At 69.1% G+C, this 24,313-nt stretch carries 24 protein-coding genes; 12 read left to right on the top strand and 12 right to left on the bottom strand.

The annotated features are described in order from the left end of the window. Positions 1-112: 112 nt before the first annotated feature. Both C1878_RS16810 and C1878_RS03365 read left to right on the top strand, forming a co-directional pair. Entirely contained in the window at positions 113-5,428 is a 5,316-nt protein-coding gene (locus tag C1878_RS16810; protein ID WP_114600298.1) for a DEAD/DEAH box helicase, read from the top strand. A gap of 211 nt (positions 5,429-5,639) precedes the next feature. Continuing rightward, positions 5,640-6,680: a hypothetical protein gene (locus C1878_RS03365; protein ID WP_114600297.1), complete on the top strand. Its 1,041-nt coding sequence runs from the start codon at positions 5,640-5,642 to the stop codon at positions 6,678-6,680. Between the two features lie 11 nt (positions 6,681-6,691). Here C1878_RS03365 and C1878_RS03360 read toward each other — a convergent pair whose 3' ends face one another. Continuing rightward, on the bottom strand, positions 6,692-6,928 hold the full coding sequence (locus C1878_RS03360) for a hypothetical protein (RefSeq protein ID WP_114600296.1): 237 nt from the start codon (positions 6,926-6,928) through the stop codon (positions 6,692-6,694). Between the two features lie 136 nt (positions 6,929-7,064). On the opposite strand from C1878_RS03360, the gene C1878_RS03355 reads away from it, so the two are divergent. The 4 genes from C1878_RS03355 (at position 7,065) to C1878_RS03340 (ending at position 10,252) form a co-directional block, all read left to right on the top strand. Beyond that, entirely contained in the window at positions 7,065-7,976 is a 912-nt protein-coding gene (locus C1878_RS03355) for a patatin family protein (protein WP_114600295.1), read from the top strand. Positions 7,977-7,978: 2 nt separating this feature from the next. Continuing rightward, the gene (locus tag C1878_RS03350; protein WP_114600294.1) at positions 7,979-8,491 is read left to right on the top strand and encodes a hypothetical protein; all 513 of its coding nucleotides are present in this window, start codon (positions 7,979-7,981) and stop codon (positions 8,489-8,491) included. A 73-nt stretch (positions 8,492-8,564) separates the two neighbouring features. Beyond that, a complete protein-coding gene (locus C1878_RS03345; protein ID WP_114600293.1) occupies positions 8,565-9,320 on the top strand; it encodes a ThiF family adenylyltransferase in 756 nt (251 codons plus the stop codon). Continuing rightward, complete coding sequence (locus C1878_RS03340; protein WP_114600292.1) at positions 9,317-10,252, top strand: TatD family hydrolase; 936 nt, start codon at positions 9,317-9,319, stop codon at positions 10,250-10,252. The genes C1878_RS03345 and C1878_RS03340 overlap by 4 nt, the downstream gene beginning before the upstream one ends. A gap of 22 nt (positions 10,253-10,274) precedes the next feature. Here the strand turns inward: C1878_RS03340 and C1878_RS03335 are convergent, their stop codons facing one another. Continuing rightward, complete coding sequence (locus C1878_RS03335; RefSeq protein WP_114600291.1) at positions 10,275-10,748, bottom strand: hypothetical protein; 474 nt, start codon at positions 10,746-10,748, stop codon at positions 10,275-10,277. A 270-nt stretch (positions 10,749-11,018) separates the two neighbouring features. On the opposite strand from C1878_RS03335, the gene C1878_RS03330 reads away from it, so the two are divergent. From C1878_RS03330 to C1878_RS03320, 3 genes are all read left to right on the top strand, one after another. Further along, a complete protein-coding gene (locus C1878_RS03330; protein ID WP_114600290.1) occupies positions 11,019-11,381 on the top strand; it encodes a transcriptional regulator in 363 nt (120 codons plus the stop codon). Between the two features lie 55 nt (positions 11,382-11,436). Beyond that, the gene (locus tag C1878_RS03325) at positions 11,437-12,315 is read left to right on the top strand and encodes a patatin family protein (protein WP_114600289.1); all 879 of its coding nucleotides are present in this window, start codon (positions 11,437-11,439) and stop codon (positions 12,313-12,315) included. 598 nt (positions 12,316-12,913) lie between these two features. Then, a complete protein-coding gene (locus C1878_RS03320; protein ID WP_199519277.1) occupies positions 12,914-13,798 on the top strand; it encodes a helix-turn-helix domain-containing protein in 885 nt (294 codons plus the stop codon). 44 nt (positions 13,799-13,842) lie between these two features. Here the strand turns inward: C1878_RS03320 and C1878_RS03315 are convergent, their stop codons facing one another. After that, the gene (locus tag C1878_RS03315) at positions 13,843-14,202 is read right to left on the bottom strand and encodes a MerR family transcriptional regulator (RefSeq protein WP_114600288.1); all 360 of its coding nucleotides are present in this window, start codon (positions 14,200-14,202) and stop codon (positions 13,843-13,845) included. 76 nt (positions 14,203-14,278) lie between these two features. Here C1878_RS03315 and C1878_RS03310 point away from each other — a divergent pair, with 76 nt between their 5' ends. Continuing rightward, positions 14,279-14,668, top strand: coding sequence for a carboxymuconolactone decarboxylase family protein (locus C1878_RS03310; protein ID WP_114600287.1), 390 nt, complete (start codon positions 14,279-14,281; stop codon positions 14,666-14,668). A 64-nt stretch (positions 14,669-14,732) separates the two neighbouring features. Here the strand turns inward: C1878_RS03310 and C1878_RS03305 are convergent, their stop codons facing one another. From C1878_RS03305 to C1878_RS03265, 9 genes are all read right to left on the bottom strand, one after another. Then, positions 14,733-15,164 (bottom strand): flavodoxin domain-containing protein, encoded by a 432-nt coding sequence (locus tag C1878_RS03305; protein WP_114600286.1) that lies wholly within the window; start codon positions 15,162-15,164, stop codon positions 14,733-14,735. Beyond that, positions 15,161-15,382 (bottom strand): hypothetical protein, encoded by a 222-nt coding sequence (locus tag C1878_RS03300; RefSeq protein WP_114600285.1) that lies wholly within the window; start codon positions 15,380-15,382, stop codon positions 15,161-15,163. The genes C1878_RS03305 and C1878_RS03300 overlap by 4 nt, the downstream gene beginning before the upstream one ends. Beyond that, complete coding sequence (locus C1878_RS03295) at positions 15,379-15,966, bottom strand: TetR/AcrR family transcriptional regulator (protein ID WP_114600284.1); 588 nt, start codon at positions 15,964-15,966, stop codon at positions 15,379-15,381. The genes C1878_RS03300 and C1878_RS03295 overlap by 4 nt, the downstream gene beginning before the upstream one ends. Before the next feature lie 86 nt (positions 15,967-16,052). Then, positions 16,053-16,499: a zinc ribbon domain-containing protein gene (locus C1878_RS03290; protein ID WP_114600283.1), complete on the bottom strand. Its 447-nt coding sequence runs from the start codon at positions 16,497-16,499 to the stop codon at positions 16,053-16,055. Positions 16,500-16,874: 375 nt separating this feature from the next. Continuing rightward, on the bottom strand, positions 16,875-18,134 hold the full coding sequence (locus C1878_RS03285) for a HipA domain-containing protein (protein WP_114600282.1): 1,260 nt from the start codon (positions 18,132-18,134) through the stop codon (positions 16,875-16,877). Beyond that, positions 18,131-18,352, bottom strand: a complete 222-nt coding sequence (locus tag C1878_RS03280; protein ID WP_114600281.1) for a type II toxin-antitoxin system Y4mF family antitoxin — start codon at positions 18,350-18,352, stop codon at positions 18,131-18,133. Before C1878_RS03280 ends, C1878_RS03285 begins: the two co-directional genes overlap by 4 nt. Before the next feature lie 224 nt (positions 18,353-18,576). Continuing rightward, on the bottom strand, positions 18,577-20,322 hold the full coding sequence (cydC, locus tag C1878_RS03275; RefSeq protein ID WP_114600280.1) for a thiol reductant ABC exporter subunit CydC: 1,746 nt from the start codon (positions 20,320-20,322) through the stop codon (positions 18,577-18,579). Continuing rightward, complete coding sequence (cydD, locus tag C1878_RS03270) at positions 20,319-22,037, bottom strand: thiol reductant ABC exporter subunit CydD (RefSeq protein WP_114600279.1); 1,719 nt, start codon at positions 22,035-22,037, stop codon at positions 20,319-20,321. The genes cydC and cydD overlap by 4 nt, the downstream gene beginning before the upstream one ends. Positions 22,038-22,354: 317 nt before the next feature. Beyond that, on the bottom strand, positions 22,355-22,930 hold the full coding sequence (locus tag C1878_RS03265; RefSeq protein ID WP_114600278.1) for a hypothetical protein: 576 nt from the start codon (positions 22,928-22,930) through the stop codon (positions 22,355-22,357). Between the two features lie 192 nt (positions 22,931-23,122). Here C1878_RS03265 and C1878_RS03260 point away from each other — a divergent pair, with 192 nt between their 5' ends. Continuing rightward, positions 23,123-23,506, top strand: a complete 384-nt coding sequence (locus C1878_RS03260) for a Rid family detoxifying hydrolase (RefSeq protein WP_114600277.1) — start codon at positions 23,123-23,125, stop codon at positions 23,504-23,506. 152 nt (positions 23,507-23,658) lie between these two features. Further along, complete coding sequence (thrH, locus tag C1878_RS03255) at positions 23,659-24,261, top strand: bifunctional phosphoserine phosphatase/homoserine phosphotransferase ThrH (RefSeq protein ID WP_114600276.1); 603 nt, start codon at positions 23,659-23,661, stop codon at positions 24,259-24,261. Positions 24,262-24,313 lie beyond the last annotated feature (52 nt).

The following is a 24,313-nucleotide window of genomic DNA, read 5'->3' as shown; positions in this document are numbered from 1 at the left end:
GCGCGGAGGGGGCGTTTTGCAACAGGTGGGTTGCGTGGGGCTTCGGACAAGGCGCTTGCGCTAAGATGGAAGTTGCCGCTTGATCGCCGACGGAAGGGAGTGGCGAAAGCCCATGGACGCTGCGAACGACGCCTTGCCCCACGCCGCGCTCGACCGGTTCTCCGGCGCCGTGCGCGGGTGGTTCCTCGACGCGTTCCCCGGCCCCACGCCGGTGCAGGAGCGGGCATGGGAGGCCATCGAAGGCGGGGAGAACGCGCTGGTCATCGCACCAACCGGGTCGGGCAAGACGCTTGCGGCGTTCCTGTTCGCCATCGACGCGCTCATGCGCGAGAAGGCGGGCGCGGATCGCGGGGAGCGCGCGAGCGCGGAGGTCGCCGCGGCGGCGAAGCCCGCCAAGGGCGTGCGGGTGCTGTACGTGTCGCCGCTGAAGGCGCTGGGGGCCGACGTGGAGCGCAACCTGCAGGCGCCGCTCGCTGGCATCGCCCAGCGGCTCGCCGCCGAGGACGCGAAGGCCCCGAGCGTGCGCACGGGCATGCGCACCGGCGACACCACGCCCGACCAGCGTCGTTCGCTTCTGCGCAACCCGCCCGACATCCTCATCACCACGCCGGAATCGCTCTACCTCATGCTCACGTCGCAGGCGCGCGAGACGCTGCGCACCGTCGAGACCGTCATCGTGGACGAGGTGCACGCGCTGGCCGGCAACAAGCGCGGCGCGCACCTGGCGCTCAGCCTGGAGCGGTTGGACGACCTGCTCGCGCGCCCCGCGCAGCGCGTCGGGCTTTCGGCCACCGTGCGGCCGCGCGAAGAGGCGGCGCGCTTCCTGGGCGGGCCGCACCCTGTGAGCGTCATCGCGGCTGAGGGGAAGCCCGATTTGGACGTGCGGGTGGTGGTGCCCGTGCGCGACATGACCGCCATCCCGGCGTTCCCGGGCGCCGACGCGCGCGGTGCGGGCGCGGCGCGCGGCGGCGGTCCGCGGCGCGCGCCGGCCGAGCAGGCGTGGAAGTCGGACCGGGCTCTGCGGGCGCACCTGGCCGGCTCGCCGACGAAGGGCGCCACGCCCGACAGCCGCGCGGGGTCGTCGTCCATCTGGCCGCTCATCGAGGCGTCCATCCTGGACGAGGTGCTGGCGCACCGCACCACCATCGTGTTCGTGAACTCGCGCGGGCTGTGCGAGAAGCTCACCGCGCGGCTGAACGAGCTGTACGCGCAGCGCGAGGGGCTGCTGGAGCCCGGCAGCAGCGCCGACGGCGGGGCGCCGTCGCACATCCGTTCCGACCTCGGCTCCACGGGCGAGCTGGCGCAGGGCGCGCCCGAGATCATCGCGAAAGCGCACCACGGCTCGGTGTCGAAGGAGAAGCGCCTGCAGGTCGAGCGCGAGCTGAAGAGCGGCGAGCTGCCGTGCGTGGTGGCCACCTCGTCGCTGGAGCTGGGCATCGACATGGGCTCGATCGACCTGGTGCTGCAGGTGGCCGCTCCGCCGAGCGTGGCGAGCGGCCTGCAGCGCATCGGGCGCGCGAACCACCAGGTGGGCGGCCGCTCCGCCGGCTCCATCTACCCGCGCACGCGCACGGAGATCATCGACGCGGCCGTGGTGGCCGAGGGCATGCGCGCCGGCTCCATCGAGGCCACCGCGCTCGTGCGCAACCCGCTTGACGTGCTGGCGCAGCAGACGGTGGCTGCCGTGGCCATGGGCGGCGCGACCGCCGACGGCTGGTACGAAACGGTGCGACGGGCCGCTCCGTTCTCGGAGCTGCCGCGGCGTGCGTTCGACTCGGTGCTCGACATGCTGTCCGGCCGCTACGCCTCGGCCGACCTGGCCGAGTTCGCGCCGCGCATCGTGTGGGACCGTGAGAGCGGCGAGCTTGCGCCGCGCCCGTCCGCCCAGCGCCTGGCCGTGACGGCGGCTGGCACGATCCCGGACCGCGGCATGTTCTCGGTCGTGCTGCCCGAGGGCGACGGCAACGAGGGCCGTCGGCGCGTGGGCGAGCTGGACGAGGAGATGGTGTACGAGTCGCGCGTGGGCGACATCATCGCGCTCGGCACCAGCTCGTGGCGCATCAGCGAGATCACGCGCGACCGCGTGATCGTGGAGCCGGCGCCGGGCCGCTCGGCGCGCCTGCCGTTCTGGCACGGCGAGGGCGTGGGCCGTCCCGCCGAGACGGGGCGGGCCCGGGGGGCGTTTCTGCGCGCGCTGGCCGCGGGCATCGACGACGAGCCGGCGGGAGAGGCCGACCTACTGGTCGACGCGGCGTCGCGCCTCGACCCCGCTCTGCGCGAGCGGCTGGCGGAGGACGGCTTGGACGAGGACGCGCAGCGCAACCTGGCCGCCCTCGTGCGCGCGCAGCGCGCGGCCACGGGCGCGGTGCCCGACGACAAGACGCTCGTGGTGGAGCGGTGCGAGGACGAGACGGGCGACTGGCGCGTCATGCTGCACTCGCCCTACGGCCGCCGCGTGCACGAGCCGTGGGCCATGGCGGTGCAGGACCGCGTGACGAGCACGCTGAACTTCGATCCGCAGGCCATGGCCGCCGACGACGGCATCCTGCTGCGCATCCCCATGACCGAGACGCGCCTGCCGGGCGCGGAGCTGTTCGTGTTCGACCCCGAGGAGCTCGTGCGCGTCGTGCGGGACCGGGTGGACAAGACGGCGTTGTTCGCCGCGCGGTTCCGCGAGTGCGCGGCGCGCGCCCTGCTCATGTCGCCCACGCAGCCGGGCAAGCGCGCTCCGCTGTGGCAGCAGCGCCTCAAGGCGGGCCAGCTGCTAGAGGCGGCGCGCGGCGAGCGCGACTTCCCTATTCTGTTGGAAACGGCGCGCGAGTGCCTGCAGGACGTGTACGACCTGGACGCGCTCCGCGAGCTCATGGAGGGGCTCGCGGCGGGCACCGTGCGCATGGTGGAGGCGCAGACGAGCATCCCGTCGCCCTTCGCCGGGCCGCTGCTGTTCGGCTACGTGGGCGAGCACCTGTACCAGGGCGACCTGCCGCACGCGGAGCGCCAGGCGTCGCTGCTTTCGCTCGACCCGGCGCTGCTGGGCGAGCTTCTGGGCTCGGCCGACATGGCGGAGCTGCTCGACCCCGGCGTCGTGGCCGAGGTGGAGGAGAAGCTGCAGCGCACGGCCCCCGACCGCCGCGCCCGCGGCGCGGAAGGCGCGGCCGACCTGCTGCGCGTGCTGGGCCCGCTGTCCACGGAAGAGGCGGCGCTGCGCCTGGAGCCGCCGCAAAGCGACGATCCGCAGCTCGGAGCGGAAACCCCCGTAGGGGCGCTCTCCGGAGCGCCCGCTCCGGCACAGCCGGAAAGCGTCGGAGAAGCGGCGAGCGCGGACAATACCCCCAACGGCCACCCTGCGGACGAAGCCCCCCTTTGTCATCCTGAGCGACCGAAGGGAGTCGAAGGATCCCCCGCGGCGTCAGCCGAAAGCGCTGGGGAAGCAGCGGCTGCAGACGAGGCGCAGGATGACGGTGCCATTGCCGCGCCGCACGCCACGCTCGACGAGGCCCTTGCCGTGCTCGAGGAGCTGCAAGGCGCGAAGCGCGCGTTCGTCGCGACGATAGGCGGCGCGGAGCGCTGGGCGGCCGTGGAGGACGCGGGCCGCTTGCGCGAGGCGCTGGGCACGGCCGTGCCCGCGTGGGTTCCGGCCGCATTCCTCGAAGCTGCGGACGACCGCTCGCCGTTGGACGACCTGCTCGCGCGCTACGCGCGCACGCACGGACCCTTCTCCGGCGAGGAGGCTGCGGCCCGCTTCGGCATCGGGCCCGCCGTGGCGCGCGAGAGCCTGCATCGCCTGGCTGCGCAGGGCAAGCTCGTGCAAGGCCGGTTCGGGCAGGCTCCGGGCGGGGAGGGCGAGCGCGGATGGGTGTCGGCGGAGGTGTTCCGGCGCTTGCGGTCGCTCTCGCTCGCGAAGGCGCGCGCCGCCGTGCGCGCGGTGCCGCCGGACGCCTACGTCCGCTACGTGCTGGACCTGCAGGGCGTCGGCGACGGTGCGGCGCTCGAGGGCGTCGACGGGTTGGCGCAGGTCATTGCCCAGTTCGAAGGCGTGTTCCTGCCGGCTGCGGCATGGGAGGGCTCCGTGTTCCCCAGCCGCGTGCGCGACTACCGCCCCTCGATGCTCGACGAGCTCATCGCCTCGGGCGACGTGGTGTGGGCGGGCGCCCGCCGCGAGGGCGACGGCGGTTCGGACGACGGCCGAGCGCGCGGACGGTCCGCGCAGCGGAAAGCGGAGTCCTCGGCGATGCTCGTGGCCTTCTACCCCACGGACTCGCCGCTCGCTCCCGTGCGTCCGGATGCGGAGGACGGCTCGTTCGAGACCGTCGACCCCGCCGCCTCCGGCCCGTCGGTGGAGGAGGCGGTGGTGGAGGCGCTCGGCAGCGGCTACGGGCTGTTCTTCCGCCAGATAGCCGACGCCGTGCGACGTCGGATGGAACCCGAGCGCGTCGACGAGGCCGCCGTTGCCGCGGCGCTCATGGACCTGGCGTGGAGCGGGCGCGCCACGAACGACACGTTCGCGCCGGTTCGCGCCGCCGACGCCGGAAGCTCGGCCGCGCGCCAGCGTCCCGCGCCGAAACGGCGTGCGAGCAGCCGGCGTTCGGGACGCCGCTACGCCGTCGCGCCGGCGGCCGGGAGCGGCGCGGCCCGCGTTGCCTCGGAGGGCTTCGGCGCGCCGGCGGCGGTTTGCTCCGGCCGGTGGTCGCTGCTCGCGCCCTCTTCGGAGAACGACACCGTGCGCGCCTTGGCGCTGGTCGAATCCATCCTCGACCGTTACGGCGTGCTCTCGCGCGACGTGGCCGTGCTCGCCGGCGTGCCCGGCGGCCTGGGCGCGCTCATGCCGGTCCTGCGGTCTCTGGAAGACGCCGGCGACGTGCTGCGGGGCGTGTTCGTGAAGGGGCTCGGCCCCGCCCAGTTCGCCGCCCGCGAAACGGTGGACCTGCTGCGCGCCTATGCCGGGGACGGCGAGGAAGGCGCTTCGGGCGGGCGCCTCCCGCAGCGCGGGCCCGAAACCGTCGTGCTTGCGGCCGACGATCCGGCGAGCCTGTTCGGAGCCGGCGTTCCGTGGCCGCCCCTCGCCGTTGCCGACGCCTCCGAAGGCGACGAGGAGCGCGCCTCGCGCCCCTCGCGGCGTCCGGGGAGCCTCGTGGTCGTGCGCGGCGGCCGGCTCGCGCTGTACGCGACGGCGGGGCTGCGCTCCGTCCTGTCGTTCACGCAAGACGACGAATCGCTGCGCGATGCCGTGGTCGCCCTCGTCGCGCACATGGCGCGCACCATCCGGCGGGAGGGGGCGGAAGGCGCGCGGAAGAAGCTGGTGGTGGAGGCGTTCAACGGCCTGCCCGTGCTCTCCACGCCGTTCGCCGACGTGCTTCAAGAGGCGGGTCTCGTTCGCCTGCCCGACGGCATGCGCCTGTACGTGGACCCGTTCTCCCGCGGCGCGTGATATCGGTCTCGCCGCGTTGGCCGACGCGGTGACGCGGGCATCTGCATGCCCGTCATCTGGACATACGAACAGGTTGAGAACACCGTGCGGGCATTCTGTGGCCGGCCGGTAGCAATTGGGTGAAAAAAGAAGCCGTCGCGCGCAGGTGCGGTATGTTCGAGAGGGGCATGCGCCCCGAAGGCAGACGCGAGACGGAAGAGGATGATGCGGCATGGCGCGGAGCACGGACGGAAAGGGCAAGCTGGGCAGGCTGTTCGACGACCTGTCGATGGCCCAGGTCGTCGCGGGCGCGCTCGCGGCCGTCACCTCCATGCTGCTGGCCTCGCGCATCGGCATCGCCGGTTCGGTCATCGGCGTGGCCGTGGGCTCCGTCGTGTCGGCCGTGGCGTCGCAGCTGTACAAGAAGTTCCTCACCGCGTCGGCCGAGAAGCTGCGCGAACTGAAGCCGGGAGAAACCGGCTACGTGCCGCCGCAGGGGGCGGAAACCCCCGCGGCGACGGCCGGCGGCCGCGCGACGGCGGACGCTGCGGAGACGGTGCGCCTGGGGGCCGTGCCGGAGCCGGTCGTGCCGCTCGGATCCGCAACGCGCCGCACGCGCACGCCGCGCGCCGACGACGCCGCCTTGCGGGGCGACCCGTCGGTGGCCAAGGCGCGCGAGCGCCGCGACCGCAAGAAGAAGGTGCAGCGCGGCGTGGTCATCGTGTCCGTCGTATCGGCTGTAGCCGCCGTGGCCTTGTCGGCCGTCGTCATCGACCTCGCCACCACGGGGCAGGGCGTGGGCGCGAAAACGCCGCCCCTCGTCGTTCCGCAAGAGCAGAAAGCGGGCGGCGATGCGGAGGGTGCCCCGGATGCTTCCAAGGACGCGGCGTCGACCGCGCCGAACGACTCGGCGGGCGACGCGTCGAAGGGCTCGTCCTCGAGCGGCGACGCGTCCTCGAACGCGGGGAGCGACCAGGGGTCGTCCGGATCGTCTGGATCGTCCGGCTCGACGGGCTCTTCCGGCGGGTCCCAAGACGGAAGCGGGTCGACGGAGGGCGGTCAGTCCGGCAGCGGTTCGCAGGACCCGGCCTCGAAACCGGGTTCGGACGGATCGTCGTCCGGTTCCGGGCAGTCGGGTTCGAACCAGCCCGGCAGCGGGTCGGGTTCGACGGGCGGTTCCTCCTCCGGTTCGACGGGCGGTTCCGCCTCCAGCGCGTCCTCCGGCAAGGCGGCGGTCCAGGCGGGAACCGCCTTGCCGGTCGCCCGTGCGTAGGCGGGCTCTTCCTAGAGGTACTTCTCGGTCAGGTACGCCATGCACTCGTCGTTGCCGTTGACGAGCCGCCCCTCGTCGTACAGGTAGGGGATGAGGTCGGCGTTGCCGCCCAGTTCCAGCAGCTCTCGATAGGGCTCCTCCTGCTCCACGTCGCGCTTGTCCAGCTCGATGCCGTGCTCCTCGGCGAAGTGGGTCAGGATGGAGCAGGTGGGGCACGGGGCCCAGTAGTACAGGATCGGCTTGTCCATGTTCGGTTCCTCTCGCTCGCGCGTTTCGCTCTGCGGGCGCGCGCCCGCTTTCCCCTCAGTATAATCCTTGCCCGTCGTCGCGCGCCCTGCGGAATCCGTTACCGAGCATTTCGCCGTGGATGGCTATAATGACCGTATGGATGATTTGTCGGTCAACATTCCCGACGTCGCGCTCATCATCGAGGGCGGCGGCATGCGCGCCAGCTACACGGCGGGCGCGGTGGTGACGCTTTTGGAGCGCGGCCTGCGCTTCGGACGCGCGTACGGCATCTCGGCCGGGTCGAGCCATGCGGTGAACTACGTTTCGCGCGACATTCCCCGGACGAAGGCGTCGTTCGTGGACCTGGTGCTCGACCCGCGCTTCGGCGGCGCGCGCAGCTTCCTGCGCGGCGACGGCTTCTTCAACGCGCCGTACCTGTACGGGGGCATCGCCGAGGAGCTGGCGGGAACGGACGCCGTGATGGCGTTCGACTTCGACACGTTCGCGGCGAACGAGGCCGACGTGCACATCGAGGGGTTCGACTGGGACACGGGCGAGACGGTGCCCTGGACGAAGGACGATTGCCCCACGATGCACGACATGATGCTGCGCGTGCGCGCCAGCTCCAGCATGCCGCTGTTCATGCCGCTCACGGTGATAGACGGGCGCACGTACCTGGACGGCGGGCTGGGCACCAGCTGGGGCATCCTTCTGGACGCGGCGCGTCGCGACGGGTTCGAGCGGTTCTTCATCATCCGCTCGCAGGAGCGCGGCTATCGCAAGAAGCCCCTGGGGCCGGGCGCCCAGGCGCTGTTCCGCGCGGCGTTCCGCAAGCACCCGCTGGTGGCCGAGCGCTCCATCGAGCGGTGGCGCCCGTACAACGACCTGCTCGACGAGATCGAGCTTTTGGAGCGCGAGGGTTCGGCGTGCGTGTTCTACCCCGAGCGCATGACCGTGACCAACCGGGAGACGGACTACGCGAAGCTGCAAGACGCCTACGAGCGCGGCTACGCCCAGGCCCGGCGAGAGGCCGACTCCTGGGAGGCGTGGCTGCAGGCGGGGCGGTAGGAATGCAACTGGGGATCACCATACCGCTTCAGCGGTTCCTGCGCCTGCCGCGTCCGCCGTACGGCGAGGTGGACGACCTGTTCTTCTGCTGGGAGGCGCATCGCGTGCCGCTCGGCGGACGCGACGTGCTGCTTCTGGCGAACGCGGGCAACCGGTTCGCGGCGGCCGCCTGCATGCAGCCTGCCGATTGGCGCACCTGGGAGGACGTGGCGGTTGAGGCGATTCGTCGCGCGCTGGCCGCGTCGGGGTTCGGCGAGCGCGAGATAGACGCGTACCTGTTCTTCGCCGGCGCGCCGGAGGCGACGCGGACGCACGGCCGCCGCCCGGTGGCCTTCTTGAACGTGCTGGTGGACAAGCTGCTGGCGTTTCCCCTCGATGCGGACTGCGCTTTCCCGGTCGACTTGTGCCGCTTCGCGAACGAGCGCCTGCCCGGCAAGGCGGCGATGTTCGAGGTGGCGGGGCTGGCCGCCGAGCGTTTCGCGCAAGACGTGCGGAGGGTGGGGATATCCGTTTGACGCGCACGTCGCCGCGCCGGTCGCGCGGGGCGGCGCGCAATGCTACCATGGGGAGCCGACAGAAAGGATCGCGATGGTTGCAGGCGGCGACGGGGCCACGTCCAAACTCGAACTGATCATGGGCCGCGAGGGCGTGGAGCGCCTGGCGGCGTCCACCGTCATGGTGCTGGGCCTGGGCGGCGTGGGCTCGAACTGCGTGGAGGCGCTCGCGCGGGGCGGCGTGGGCGGCCTGGTCGTGGTCGACCACGACGTGGTGCAGGCCAGCAACATCAACCGGCAGGCCATCGCCTTCCACAGCACCCTCGGACGCAAGAAGACCGACGTGGTGCGCGCCATGGTGGCCGACATCAACCCGGCGGCGCGCGTGGAGCCGCTCGACGCGTTCGTGCTGGCGGAGAACGTGCCCGAGCTGTTGGGGGCGTACCGCGACCGGGTGGACTACGTGGTGGACGCCATCGACACCGTCTCCACGAAGCTGGCCATCGCCCAGTACGCCGACGCGCAGGGCATCCGCCTGATCAGCAGCATGGGGGCGGCCAACAAGCTGCGCCCCGAGTGCTTCCGCGCGGCCGACGTGTACGACACGGTGAACTGCCCGCTGTGCCGCATCATGCGCAAGGAGGGGCGCAAGCGCGGCATCCGCCGCCTGCGCGTGCTGTACTCGTGCGAGCAGCCGGTGCCGGTGCCCGTGCGCGAGGGGGCCGCCCGGCGCGAGCGGTCGAATTTGGGCACGGCGTCGTACGTGCCGCCCATCATGGGGCAGATGATCGCCGGTGAGGTCCTGCGCGAGCTGGCAGGTGTGGACGCGGACGCGGGGAGCGCGCGATGACGGCCGCCGCTTGTCATCCTGAGCATTCGACAGTCCAGCGGACTGTCGAGGTCCCGAGCACGCGAAGCGAGCGCAGGGAGGCGTCGCGAAGCGATGACGCGAAGGCCGCCCCAGCTTGTCATCCTGAGCGGCGGCCGAAGGCCGAAGTCGAAGGATCTCCTGCGGAGTCGACGGAGGGGCTGTTCGACCTGCATTGCCACCTTGACTTCGCGGAAGACCCCGCCGAACTGGCGGCCGGGTTGGCCGAACGGGGCGTCGGGTGCCTGTCCGTGACGGTGACGCCCGAAGGCTACGGGCGCGCCGCCGCCCTGCTGGGCGCGTGCGGGAACGTGCGAGTGGGCGCCGGCCTGCATCCGTGGTGGGTGGAGGCCGGGCCGGCGGGCGAGGACGCGGCCGAGCAGGCGGCGGCCAACGCGGCCGCATCCCGGTACGTCGGCGAGGTGGGCCTCGACTTCGGCACCGCGCACGCCTCCACGCGGGACGCCCAGATCGCCGCGTTCGAGCGCATCGCGCGCGCCTGCGCGGCCGAGGGCGGCAAGGTGCTCTCGATCCATGCCGTGAAATCGGCGGGCAAGGTGCTGGACGTGCTGGAGCGCGCGGGCGCCCTAGCCGAGAACGCCTGCATCTTCCACTGGTTCTCCGGCACGTCCGACGAGCTGCAGCGCGCCATCCGCGCCGGCTGCCGCTTCTCGGTGGGCCCCCACATGCTGGCGTCGAAACGCGGCCGCGCCTACGCGCAGGCCGTTCCCGCCAAGCGCCTGCTGCTGGAAACCGACGAACCGCCTGCCAGCGGTCCAGCCGTTCCGCCAGAGGAGTTCGCCCGCCTGCTGCGCGGCGCCCTGGCCGAGGTGGCCTCGCTGCGCCGCGAGGACCCCGCCAGCCTTGCCGACCGCATCGCCCGAACCAGCCGGGATCTGCTGGCGCGCCCCTGACGCACCGGATCGACCGCCCGCGTCAACGCAAGAGGCTTGCGAACTTCGCGAGCGCTTTGGAGCAGGAGTAGCCCTGCACGAACCCCACCTTCGTCGTGAAGGCGGTGAGCACGGCCTGCGCGGCGTCGCCCGCCGGGCGCACCTCCACCACCACGACCGTCGGGTTGGCCAGAACGCCTTTGCTGAAGTAGGCGACGAAGGGGAACGCGGTCGGGGCCTCGCGCAACGCCAACAGGTCCTTTCCCAAGCGGGCCGCCGCGCTTTTCACCTGGGCCACGGCCTCGGGGAACGGAACGGAAAGCGGCACGACCTCCGTTTCGGTGCGCAGCTTGCCGGCTTTGGCGTACGCCGCCGACGAGTCGGCGGTGCCCACGCCTCCGGCAAGGGCCTCCAGGGGATCTCCGCTCAACACGCCGTCGAGGAAGGCGAGGGGGTTCGCGCCCGACACGGCCTGCCCCTTCGCCAGGATGTTCCTGATCTCGTTCGTGGCTTGCATGTTCGACTCCTTTCGGCGACGCGGTCGCATGGCCGGCATTCCGCCGGGCTTCGCACCTATGGTAGGCCCCCATGCACATCAAACGATGGCGGCGACGGCGCCGCTTTCCGCGCAGCGCTCGGCCGCGGGCGACCGGCGACGCCTTCCGGCCCTTTCCACGTGCTTCCAACGTCGCGTTGACGCTTCGGCTCGAACGGCGGGCCGCAAGCGGGCCTTCGGTACCATGAAGGCCGAACGGTTGCAACGATTCGCTGCGGAAGGAGGCTCCGTATGGAGATGGGCTCGCTGCCCGAATGGTTCACGGCGTGCGCCGAGCTGCTGGCGGTGTGCACGGCCCTGTTCCTTCCGCAGGTCACCGCGCGCCGCGCGCGCAGGGAGAGCCTCGCGCGCATGCGCCGCGTGACGAAAGGGCTGCTCGTCGCATTCGCGGACGACCGCGAGAACCACGGTGCCGAACCCGTCGACGAGCTCGAGAGCGCCAAGGACCTGCAGCTCTACCTGCGCGTAGCGTTCTTCGCGCTGAACGAGCCGCGCGAGATCGCGCTGCGCGGCGACGTCCAGAGGCTCTACCGCGCCCTTGCTCGACCGCAGCCCGACATACCGGCCGTGCGCAAGGAGATCGCGGCCCTGTAGGGTTCGCGCAGGCGCTCGGGCGACGGACAGGGCGGACAGGGACGGAGGGCGGACGATGGAAAGCACCGTGCACGGCGTGGCGCTCGTGTTCGAGGGCGGCGGCATGCGCAACTCGTACTCGGCGGGAGCGCTTTCGGTGATGCTGGAGAACGGGCTGTTCTTCGACGACGTGTACGGCCTGTCCGCAGGGGCGACGAACGCGGCGGACTACCTGTCGCGCGATGCGCGCCGTGCGGAGGCGTCGTTCACCGAGTGCCTTGTGGGACCTGCGTTTCGCTGGTGGCTTGCGCCGCTCGCGTTCGCGGACGGCCTCGGGGCGCTGCGGCGCGGCGACGGCGAGGCGCGAACCGGCTGCGCGCTGCCGTTCGACTTCGCGGCGTTCCAGGCGAACCCGGCGCGCCTCACGCTGCAGGCCGTCGACCGCGACAGCGGCGAGACCGTGCGCTTCGCGCGCGGCGACTTTCCCACGCAAGATGCGCTCATGGAGCGCGTGCGCGCCTCGCTGAGCTACCCCATCGTGTTCCCGCCCGCGCGCATCGACGGCCGCGCGCTGTACGACGGCGGCATCGGCGATGGGGCCGGCATCATGCTGCCCGCCGCGACGGCCGACGGCCTGCGGCGGTTCTTCGTCGTGTGCACGCGCCCGCGCGGCTTCCGCCGTCCCGAGCGCCCCAACCGCCTCTACGACGCGTTCTTCTGGCGCCGCCCCCGCATGCGCGCGGCACTGGACACGTGGGCTCGGCGCTACAACGCCGAGCTCGACCTGCTCGCGCGCCTGGAGGCCGAGGGCAGCGCCTACGTGTTCTACGCGAACGACCAGGGCGTCGCGAACACCGAGCGCGACCAGGTGAAGCTCGCCGCCAACTTCGCACGGGGGAGGGCCCAGGCCGAATCCGAGCTCGGCGCGTGGGAGCGGTTCCTGGACAAGCGCTGACGACGGGCCGGCAAGGTGGTCGCTTGGCACGTGCCTGGGGCATGCATCAAAAGCCCCTATAGTTGCACGCTCGCCGCGCCGTCGAGCCCGCCGTCGAGCCGAAATCGGCCTGGGCCGTTCGGGGCCGCGCGGCACCGGATCGCCGTCGGGCGCTGCGCAGAGGACGCGCGGCGCGTCGACGAAGGTTTTGATGCAGCGGATCGCCCTTGAAGCGCACGAAAATCACCGCTGTGAAGCTCGCGGCTTTGAGGGTCGGCACGAACGCGTTTTGCGAGCTGGGAAAACGTTCGCGGCATGCGAGGCGGGGACGGGCGAGGGCCCTTCGAGGACGCGTCGGGGCCGTCGAATCGCTTCACAGCGGTGATTTTCGTGCGTTTCGGGGGTCGCTGGCGGCATCGAACCCAAGGCGTTCGCTACGCCGCTCGGCATCGAGCTCAAGCTGAACATGCGCGATGTGAGCATGGTGATCTGGTCGCACTGGCCGTGGCGTGCACGGCCGTGGCCGTTCGGTCTTTCGAAGGGAAAAGGGCAAAACGGTCGAGCGCTTGCAGGAACATGCGGTAGAGTGGGCCGCGACGGTTGAAAGGGGAGGTGCGGAGTGGACGACCAGGTGCTGGCGGTGCAGCGGATGCAGGACTACCTCGCGGCGCACGTCGAGGACGACGTGTCGACCGAGGATCTGGCCGCCGTGTCGCTGTTCTCGCCGTGGCATTCCTATCGGCTGTTCAAGCGCTACACGGGCATGACGCCGGCCGACTACCGGCGTCGCCTGCGCCTCTCGCGTTCGGCCGCGCGCCTGCGCGAGGAAGGGCTTCGCGTGTCCGACGTCGCGTTCGAGTCGGGCTTCGGCAGCGTGGACGGCTACCAGCGCGCGTTCTTGCGCGAGTTCGGCTGCAACCCGGGCGCCTACGCGGCCGAGCCGGTGCCCATCGGGCTGTTCGTTCCCTACGGCGTGAAGTTCGAGGAGCTGCGCCGCGCGCACGAGCCCGCTTCGGCGGGAGAGGAGCGCACCGTGCTGGTGCAGGTGGTGGAGAAGCCGGCGCGGCGCGTGGTGCTGAAGCGCGGCGTGCGGGCGTTCGATTACTTCTCGTACGGCGAGGAGGTGGGCTGCGAGGTGTGGGGCCTTGTCACCAGCATGGAGCAGCTGGGCGGCGAGCCGGTGAGCCTGTGGCTGCCGCCGCGCTACCGTCCGGCCGGCACGTCCGTCTACGTGCAGGGCGCGGAGATGCCCGCCGATTTCGAGGGCCCCGTACCTGGCGGCTTCGACGTCGTCGACCTGCCCGCCGCCACCTACCTCGCGTTCCAAGGCGAACCCTTCCGCGAGGAGGATTTCATTGGCGCCGTGGAGTCCGTGCAGCGCGCGATGGAGCGCTACGACCCGGCCGTTGTCGGCTACGCATGGGACGACGACAGCCCCCGCGTGCAGTACGAGCCCGACCCGGTCGCCGGCTACGTGGAGATGCGCGCGGTGAAGCGAGTGTAGACAGCCGGATTCCGGCTCTTTTCGAAGCGACCGTAAAGCGAAGGTCAGTCGGCCGCTCGCAATGCGTTTCGATAGAACTCGATTTTCTCGTCCAAATGCGTTAGGTTCTCCTCCTGTCGCCGAAGCTCGACGACGACGGCGACGCGGTGCTCCTCGAGCATATCGAGGCGCAGGGCGAGCGTTGCGTCGCCTTGCGCGCGCAGTTTTGCGTAGCGCTCGATGCCCGCGATGGGCATGCCGGTTTCCTTGAGCCGCTTCACGAAGGCGATCCAGGCCGCATCGGTTTCGGAGTAACTCCTGTGGCCCGAAGCGTCGCGGTCTGGCGCGAGCAGTCCACGCCGCTCGTAGTAGTGGAGCGTGCTTATCGACAGCCCGACCAACTGCGAGAATTCCCCGATCTTCATGGCGAAGCCCCCTTGACCTCAACTGCAGTTCAGGTTCTATCGTGATGCTCGCAGTCTAGCAGAAAGGAGCAAGATCATGGAGGGCACGCGCTACGAACGAGGCCTCGCGAACCTGGCGAGCGTGGACGGGGAGGGCGGTCGAGCGGTGGTGGAGTCGCTTGGGGACATCGCGCCCGACTTGGGGCGCTACATCGTCGAATTTGCTTTCGGCGACGTGTACGAACGGCCGGGGCTGGGGTTGCGCGACCGGGAGGTTGTCACCATCGCGTGCCTGTGTGCCCAAGGAGCGTGCGAGCCCCAACTGAAGGTGCACGTCAACGGGAGTCTGAACGTGGGCATGACGCGCGAAGAGGTGATCGAGACGTTCATCCAATGCGTGCCCTACGTGGGGTTCCCCCGAGTGCTGAACGCGGTTGCGGTCGCACGCGAGGTGTTTGCCGAGCGGGACGGAGCGGCGTCGGCTTGACGGAGCTTGCGACGAAGGGCGCGGCCGACCGAGCGCGCTAGCTTGTCCGGCCGCGCCCCGAGCGCTACGGCTCAAGTTCTCTTAGCTCCGCGCAAAGGTGATCGATCGCCTTCGTATTCGCCCACTCGGAGAACGGCACCTTCCGAAACGGCGGGAGGCCGCCCAGAGACAATGCACAGCGGGCGTGGCCGAGCAGCGATTGCGGAACGTTGTCGCGCAGGGCCTTGTCGAAGGTGTCGGGATAGGCGTTGCAGGTGAAGAGGATGAGCGGCGTACTCGAAAGTGCCTGTTCGTTGGCAGAGAGAAAGCGGAGCGCCGGCTTGTAGAATTTGCCCATGCGAACGCCAGAACCCACGACGACGGCGTCGAACCCGGTCGGGTCGGGCTGGTCGCACGACAAGTCGGCGAGGGTGGCGGCAGGGAGGCGCTCGGCCAGATGTTCGGCGCACAGGCGGCTTGCCCCCGATTTCGTGGAGTAGGCGACGAGCGTCTTCATTGCGAAGCTCGATCTTTGCCGTGCGTTCGCCGCAATGCGGTTGCCACGAGCAGGATGGTGATTCCGCTAAAAACAAGCGTTCCGACGGCGCATGTAGTGTGGAACTCGATGGCATCGGCTACGCTTGCGCCGCCCGCATGCATCCATGCCCCGCAGATCGCGGCGGACAACGAGGCTAGGAACGTGGCGATTGCGCTGGCAACGGCGAGGGCCTTCATCGGACCGCCTCCTTTGCCGGTGCGGTCAGGTTGTCGACCAGCAGGGCCAGATAGCGTCTGCGCGATTCGGCGTCTTCCAAATCGAATCCGCTGTAGGCTTTGAATGCTTCGGGCGAGAGGGCCGCCACTTGCAACGGATGGATGATCTGCAGGGCGATGACGCGCAGCTTTCTTTCGTCTGCGTATTCGCCGAACAGGTTGCGGAGAAACGGCACGAGGCGCAACGGCGTGTCCGTGTCGCCTCCCGTAACGCTTTGGGTGAGTACGAACTGCATCAGCTTGCGGTTCTCCATGGCGATGTCGCAGAGCTCTTCGAGCATGTTCTTGAGGTGCTCTCGGGGGCTCTCCGAAGGCCGGCCCGCTTGCGCTGCCTTTTCGATCACGTGCGTCATCGTATCGCCGATCGCTATGCCCAGCAGCGCGTCCTTCGATCCGAAATGATAGTTGACCAATCCTGTTCCCACATCAGCGCGTTGAGCAATGTCCCGCACGGTGATGTTGTCGATGTCGGTTGCCTCGTCCAGCAACTCTTTCGCTGCCTGCACTATTCGATCGCGTGTGCCTTGCGCGCTCTCCTTCGCCATGGTGTGCCCTTTCTATATTGAACATGATTTGAACATGTTCAATATAACACACCGCATCGGGTTGTCAATATGGCGAATTGGCCGTTCTACCTCCAGCGTTTGAGGTGGGGGAGCAGCGCGCCCATGAACGAGACGGCCTCGTCGCGGGTGATGTGGCACGATTCGGCCATTTCGGGGGCAGCCTCTTCGATGAGCTCCTCCATCGACTCGTCGCCCACGAACGCGCCGCTCTGGTAGCACATAGAGCAGAAGTCGTCCGAGCGGCCGCCGTCGGCCTCGCTGCCGTGGTCGTCCTCCTGGAAGAACGGCATGCCGCAGCTTTGGCAGTAGTCGCCGTCGGGCATCTCCAGCAGCTGCATGAGCGGCATGTCGAACGTGGCGGCTATGAGCTTGCACATGTCCACGCTCGGCTCGGTCTCGCCGTTCTCCCAGCGCGAGACGGCCTGGCGGGTGACGTAGAGCTTGCGCGCCACGTCCTCTTGCGTGAGGTCGCGTTCCTTGCGCATGCGGGCGAGGGTCTCTCCGATGGCCATGAGGGGTCCTTTCGTCGGGGCGAGGGCGGGTGGTCGGCCGGCACGGCCGCCGCCCCATTGAACCACGGCGCGCGCTTCGGCGTAAAGCAACGTAATGTTGCGAAACGCGGATTGGTTACGGCGGGGGGGGGGGACCGCCCGTCCGTGGGTTTCGGTTCCCGAACGGTATTGGTTTCTGCCTCATGATCCTGCTTACGTGCATCATCGCCCGAGTAATATGATGCACGTACTTCGCCGACGAGGCAGGACTGCTATGAAAAAGAACGCGCGTCCAGAGAGACGACCGTCCCTCGCAGCCGCGCTTCCCATCTCGTATTTTGCGCCTGATTGCTGTCGTGAATTTCCCACCTTGCAGGTGCGCGCGACCGACGTCGATCAGGTGGCGAAATGGTCGAGCACGTCCAACCGGGGGGCCATGTCCTCGAGCAGGTCGTCGGCTACGTAGGGCAGCTCGGGGAATTGCGGCTGCTCGTCGCCCGCTGCTCGCAAGGCGCCCGTCACCGCTTCTGCCAGCTCGCGGGCGATCTCGGCCAGCTCTCTCCGATCGACGCCGATCGTTTCGCCGAACTTCGTCAAATCATCGGCCTTCACGTCGTCGATGACGCTCGCCCCGCCCAGCCTCATTCCCATGGCGCGCGAGAATCGGTCGAAGCGTGTGGTGGACACGAGGTCGTACACGGGTGCCAAGCGCAGCCCCGCGCCCGACGGGCGATGCAACAGCGAAAGGTTCTTCAGGTGGTTGTCGCAGTTTCCCACCAGGTAGTTGAACAGGGTGACGCGGGCGAACGTCTCGATATCCTCCAGGGGGCGCGTCGAGCGCGTGCGCAGGAGGTTGGCGACCGCGGTGGCCGTCGAAGGCTCGAGTTCGCGGTACTTCGCGTCGGGGAGGACGCCCAGGGCTTGGGCAAAATCTTCCTGATGAAGTCGGGCGACGTGCGGGGACTCTCCGCCGGGCGTGACGGCGCGGTCGTAGCGCGCAACGCACAGAACTGGCCTCCCGAAACGGAGCAGATCGACTTCCGGCGAGTCGATGCCGCAGGCCGCTGCGGTTTTCAGGCAGAGGTATTCCAAGAAGGGCACGTCGGGAAGCGCGCCCACCTTCAGGATATGGGTGGACGCGGCGCCCGCACGAGGTTGCAGCCAGCCGCTTTCCATCGTTGCGCCCGATGCGTGCGCGAGCCCCGTCTTCCCCTGCGTTCCGGCAAGCGAGAGGCGGGCTTCGGAGTTGGATTCAGCAAGCTCTCCCATGCTGGAGAACAGGGCTTCCAGGTTGCGCTCGTCTAAGGGGCGGTAGCCCCCCTGCGTTGCGGGCGGTTCTCCTTCCGTCACGGCGATGTCGCCGATTATTTCCAGCCCGCAGCGGAGCAGCAGCATGAGGTAGTTGTCGGGCTCCACGTTGAGGGCGGCCGCTTGGGCGATTCGCGCCGTGCCTTCAGGGAGCAGCCCGTCGAAATACGGCATGAGCCGGTCTTCCGAGTAAGGCTCTTCGCGCAAGGGCAGCGAGCAGCTGAGCGCGCAGGCATCGGGAAGCGCAAGGTAGCCGGGGTCGTAGGCGAACGTTGCGGGTTCTAGGACGATGCGCCCGACGAGCTGGTGTTCCGGCCCGTCCAGCCGGAACACCGACAGCGCCTTCATCGGTTGTCCCTCGCGCAGGCGGAGAGGTCGAGGCCCAATGTTTGAACGACGCGCAGCGTTTTTCCCAGCTCGGAGGTCTCCTTGCCGTTCTCGAGGTTCGACACGAAGTTTATGCCGACGCCCGAGTAGCGCGCCAGCTTGGTTTGCGTGTAGCCCTGTCGCCTGCGCTCAGTGCGAACGATGGCGCCCAGTTCCTCGGCAGTGGCGAATGCGGTCACGTGCGCTCCTTTCGCTCGGGTAGGCGTTCTGAACACAATTCATTCGAACGAGTGAATAGAGGGCAATAATCATTGTATTCATGCGTTCAAATGAATTTCTATATTTAAAAGTATACTTCATGCGTACGCATGAATACAAGAGAGTTGAATGCGCTGTTGCGCCGCTGTGAAAAAAGGGACTGTCTTCGTTGTCGCCGCTTCGCCTGCCGCCGCGCGTTGCCCGTTTACCCCGCCGCGATCCCGCAGTCGAAGGCCAGCAGGCGGCGGTAGCGCTCGCTCGTGCGCTCCAGCTCGGCGGGCGAACCTTCCATCTCCAGCTTGCCGTTCTCCACGAACACGACGCGGTCCATGGCCGACACGCCCTGCAGATGGTGGGTGATCATGATGAGCGTCTTGCCCTGGGCGTTCTCGACGAACGTGTCGAGCAGCGCCCGCTCGGTCACGGGGTCCAGGCCCACCGTGGGCTCGTCCAGCAGGATGACGGGTGTGTCCTGCAGCAGCACGCGGGCGAGCGCGATGCGGTGGCGCTCGCCGCCCGAGAAGCGCATGCCGGCCTCGTCCACCAGGGTGTCCAGGCCCTCGGGCAGGCGGCGGGCCATGTCGGCCAGGCCCACGTGGGCGAGCACCTCCCACACCTCCTCGTCGGCAGCGGCGGGGTTGCCGATGCGCAGGTTCTCGCGCAGCGTCATGTTGAACAGGTACGTCTGCTGCTGGATGACGCCTATGTGCTTCGCCATGTCGTCGCCGAAGCGGCTGGCGGGCACGCCGTTCAGCGTGACGCTGCCCGTCGTGGGCGCCAGATCGCCGCGGACGAGGGAGGCCAGCGTGCTCTTGCCCGAGCCGCTGCGGCCCAGGATAGCGATCTTCTGGCCCTGCGGGATGGTCAGGCTCACGTCGTCGAGCACGACGCGCGCAGAGCCGGGGTAGCTGAACGCCACGTGGTCGACGACGATGGAGAGGGGCGCTTCCACGGCCGGCGTGGGCTCGCTCTGCTCGACCGCCTGCGGCAGCTCGTTCAGGCGGCGGATGGAGTCGCGGTAGACGCATCCCTCGGTGGCCGCCGCCGGCAGCGGCGCGAACGCGTCGATGAGGGGGAAGAAGCCCAGCACGAACGCGGCTATCCAGTTCGCCGCCCCGCCGGGCTGACCTCCGAAGTAGCCGCCGGCCCATAGGAGCAGCAGGGCCGCCGCGACGCCGAACACCGCCGTGGACGCGAGGTCGCGGCGGCGCGCGAAGCGGTCGAGGCGCGCGTTCTCGTCGCGCATGGCCCGCTCGGCAGCCTGGTGGCGCGAGAGGTACTCCGCGCCGCGCCGCGCGAATATCCAGTCGGACGCGCCCAGCACGTTGTCGGTGAGCTCGCCGTACAGCTCGTTCTTCATGGCCTTGCGGCGCTCGACGCGCGCGCGGTTCGCGAGCATCGACACGAGCGGCACCAGGAACACCTCCACGCCCAGCACGAGCGCGAAGGCCAGCGCGAACCACGGCGAGAACAGCCCGAGCGCGATCACGGCCAGCGCGTACACGAGCCACGCCACCACGGTGGGGAACACCGCGCGCAGGTACAGGTTCTGCAGATGCCCGATGTCCTCGGCCAGAAGCCCTAGGATGTCGCCCGTGCGGTGGCTGCGGCGGAAGAACACGGCGTCGTGCTCAAGCGTCTCGTACAGCTTGAGGCGCAGGCTGCTCGTCATGCGCAGCACCCAGTCGTGGCTGGTCAGACGCTCGAGGTACTGCAGGATGGGCTTGCCGATGCCGAAGATGCGCACGAAGAGCGTGGGCAGGTGCACCATGAGGATGCTGCCGGGCATCTCGGCCGCCGCGCTGATGAGGAATCCGGACGTCACCATGAGCCCGCTCGCGAACCCGAACGTGGCCACGCCCAGGAACAGCGCCAGCGCGAGCGCCTTCCAGTACCGTTTGAAGAAGGGCACGACCCAGCGGTCGGGACGGCGGGCGGCGTTCTGCCTCATCGCGCACCCCCTTCTAACTGCGCGGCCAGGCGCGCGAACGCGCCGTCGGACGCGCGCAGTTCGGCCAACGTGCCCTGTTCGGCCACGCGCCCGTCCTCCATGACCACGATGGAGTCCATGTCGTGCATCCAATGCAGACGGTGCGTGGCGAAGAACACCAGGCGCCCCTCCATGAGCGGCAGCATGCGCTCCTTCAGCTCCATCTCCGTCTCGATGTCCAGGTGCGCGGTGGGCTCGTCGAACAGGAGCACCTTGCGGCCGCGGTCGAGGAAGGCGCGCGCGAGCGCGATGCGCTGCGCCTGCCCGCCGGACAGCGCCCGCGCCCCCTCGCCGATGCGCGTTTCCAACCCCTCGGGCAGCTCGCTCACCAGCTCGTCCAGACCCACCACCTCGACGGCCCGCGCGACTTCCGCGTCGGTGGCGTCGGGGCGGTAGAACACGATGTTTTCGCGCAGCGTGGCATGGAAGATGTAAGGGTCCTGCGGGATGTAGACCACCTGGCTCTGCCACGCGTCCTGGCGGAAGCTGCCCGCCTGCGTGCCGGCGATGCTCACGGCGCCCTCGTCGGGCGACGCGAAGCCGCCCAGCAGGTTCACCAGCGTGCTCTTGCCTGATCCGCTCGCGCCGATAATGCCGATCTTCTGGAAGCCCTCGGCTGCAAGCGACACGCCTTCGAGCGCCTTGAACTCCGGGTACGAGAAGCCCACGCCGTCGAGCGCGAGGCGAGCGCCGTCGCTCCAAGCGGGCAGCGGAAGCTCGTCGGGCGGGTCGTCGGGGGCATCCACGAGCGCGCGTATGGAGGCGAGCGCGTTCTTGCCGTCGAGCGAGGCGTGGTAGTCGGCCGCGAACTCGCGGATGGGGCGGAAGTACTCGGGCGCGATCACGAGCAGCGCGAGCGCGGGGAACAGCGTGACCGAGCCGTCGATCAAGCGGAAGCCCAGCATGAACGCCACGGCCGCCACCGACAGCGTGGCGAACGTGTCCAGCACCAGGCTGGAGAGGTTCGCCACCTTGAGCGTGCGCATGGTGGCCTCGCGAAAGCGCTCGCTCACCTCGTAGATGCTCTTCCCGTAGCGCTTGGACATGCCGAACAGCTTGAGCGTGTCGATGCCGCGCAGCGTGTCGATGAAGTGGTTCGACATGATCTCGAACGTGCGGTGCTGGCGCGACGCCTTCTCCTTCGCCGTGTGACCCATGATGACCATGTACAGGATGATGAAGGGGAAGGCCACGAACATGATGAGGCCCGACACCCAGTCGAGCGCGAAGGCCGCGATCAGGAGGATGGTGGGAATGATGGCGATGCCCGTGACTTTGGGCAGGATGAGCTTGAAGTACGTCTCCACCTGGTCGGCGCCCTCGAGCACTGCCGCCGTCACGCTGCCGGTGCCGTGCGCCTGCACGAGCCGCGCGTTCGTGGTGAACACCTTGCCCAGCAGCGCCTGGCGCAGCGCGTTTGCCTGCTCGTAGGCGTAGCGGTCGAGCAGGCCGGACTGCACGTAGAGCACGCCCTGCCTACCGACGAAGCACGCGAGGAACGCGGCCACGAGCAGGGCTTGGTCGTACACCGCGTCGCCGAGCCAGAGGTTCGTCACGGCCGTGGACAGCGACCATGCCTGCCCCAGCACCGCGAACGCCTGCAGGGTGGCGAACGCCGCCAGCAGCCCGAGGATGCGCTTGATCCCCGGCAGCGCAAAGATGGCTTTGTCGATCATGGCTCGCTTCCCTTGCGGTCTCGGTTCCGGCTCATGCTAGTAAATGATACTTGCATAGTAACATAAAAGGAAGGAACCGCGCCAGCAGTGAAACGCCGGAGCGGCCGATCGCCCTTCTTCCCCTCTTGTCATCCCGAGTGAGAGGGGAGCCGTGCGACCCCGTCGCCTTCGTAGGGGCGCTCTCCAGAGCGTCCGTTCCGGCGAAGCCGGAAAAAGCAACCGAGGCTCGCGTTCTCGCGCTCCTCGCGAGCGGGCGCTTTGGAGAGCGCCCCTACGGAGATCGCCCGACCAAGGAAGAGCCTCTGCCCGCCCCGAACCTAGCGCCAGTCGGCCTCGTCTGCGAACTGCCAGCCCAGCAGCGCGTCGCCGATCAGGCGGAACGTGAAGGGCAGGGGCTTTTCCAGCTTGCCGTTGTCGATGTTCTCGGCGATGCCCTCCAGCTCGGCGAGCAGGTCGAAGAACGTGATCTCGTTCAACGACGGCATGCCGGCCGCAATCTCGTCCGCCGAGATGGTCATGATCTGCAAGACGATGTCGAGGTAGCCGCCGAGCTGCGCGTTGCTCTGCTGCAGCGCCTCCACGTCGTCCTTGTCGAAGAACGATTCTTCGACGCAGTACCAGCCGATGGCGTCCTCGTCCTCCTCCATGAGGTCGCTGATGACGATGCCGTTCCCCGGCAAGTCGTCCACGTGGTAGCAAGAAACCAGCGTCTCGGGCGTCACGAGCGGCTCGTCGTTGTCGTTGAGGTCGCTCATCACGTACACGAGGCGCGCGACCAGCCCGTTCTCCATCACGTCCAAAGACAGGCCGTAGTGGTATCCCGGGTCGGCGTGGCGCGTGCCCCAGTAGAGCTCGCCGTTGTTCTCGATCAGCGTTTTGACAGTAGCGGCCACAGGGCCCCCTTTGCATCGGCAGTGCACGAACGTTCAGACGATTATAGAGCAACCGAGGCGCCGCGCGAAGGAGGTTGTCGTGCCGACGCGCACCCGTGCGGCTCGCGATGCGCTAGAATGATCAAGGATTTCTCGGTGTCCGCGCCGCTTCGCGCGGGAGCGCCGCCGCGCCATGACGAAAGGGGTTCGCCCATGGAGACCATCGCAACGTCCGACGCCCCGGAGGCCATCGGGCCGTACGCGCAAGGGGTTGTTTCGCAAGGACTGTTGTTCGCCTCGGGACAGATCGCCCTCGACCCGGTTACGGGGAAGCTCGTGGGCGACACCGCGACGGAGCAGGCCGCGCAGGCGATGCGCAACGTGGCCGCCCTGCTGGCGGCGGCCGGCACCGACTTCGACCACGTGGTGAAGGCCACGTGCTTCCTTGCCGACATGGACGACTTTGCCGCCTTCAACGAGGAGTACGCGAAGTGGTTCGGCGCGCGGCGTCCGGCCCGCTCGGCCATGGAGGTGGCGCGGCTGCCGAAGGGCGCGCTCGTGGAGGTGGAGGTCGTGGCCGAGGTTCCGCAGGGCTGAGCGCGGGGAACCTCGACGGTTGGCGAGACCGTCGGCCGCCTCCCGGCGTGTGCACCCGAGCGGCGGGAAACAGGCGTTCCGGGCTTTCCCAACGGCAAGTGCTCGGGTATGCTGCAAGAATGCAACGACGTTGAAGAGAAGGGTTGTGCCCCATGTATGTGACCTGCCTTGATTTGGAGGGCGTGCTCGTGCCCGAGATATGGATCGCGTTCGCCGAGGCGAGCGGCATCCCGGAGCTCAAGCGCACGACGCGCGACGAGCCCGACTACGACAAGCTCATGAAGTTCCGCTTGGACACGCTCAAGGAGCACGGCTTGGGCTTGGCGGAGATCCAGCGCACCATCGCCGCCATCGACCCGCTGCCGGGCGCGAAGGAGTTCTTGGACGAGCTGCGCGCGCAGATGCAGGTCATCATCATCAGCGACACGTTCACCCAGTTCGCGAGCCCTCTTATGGAGAAGCTGGGATGGCCCACCATCTTCTGCAACGAGCTGGAGATGACGCCCGACGGCGAGATTTCGGGCATCCGCATGCGCTGCCCCGAGTCCAAGCTCACCACGGTGCGCGCGCTGCAGTCGTGCGGCTTCGACACCATCGCCGCCGGCGACAGCTTCAACGATTTGGGCATGATCAAGGCGAGCAAGGCCGGGTTCCTGTTCCGCAGCACCGACGCCATCAAGGCCGACAACCCCGACCTCCCCGCGTTCGAGGAGTTCGACGACCTGCTGGCGGCCATCAAGCAAGCCGCGGCGTAGGGCGGGCGCGCCGTGCCGCTGGTGCACTTGGACGGTGTGGGCGACCCGCGGC

Origin of the sequence: Gordonibacter sp. 28C (genome assembly GCF_003339845.1) — a bacterium.
In the GTDB taxonomy this organism is placed as follows: domain Bacteria; phylum Actinomycetota; class Coriobacteriia; order Coriobacteriales; family Eggerthellaceae; genus Gordonibacter.
Note: the sequence above shows the minus strand (reverse complement) of the source record. Positions and strands in the feature narration are given on the sequence as shown.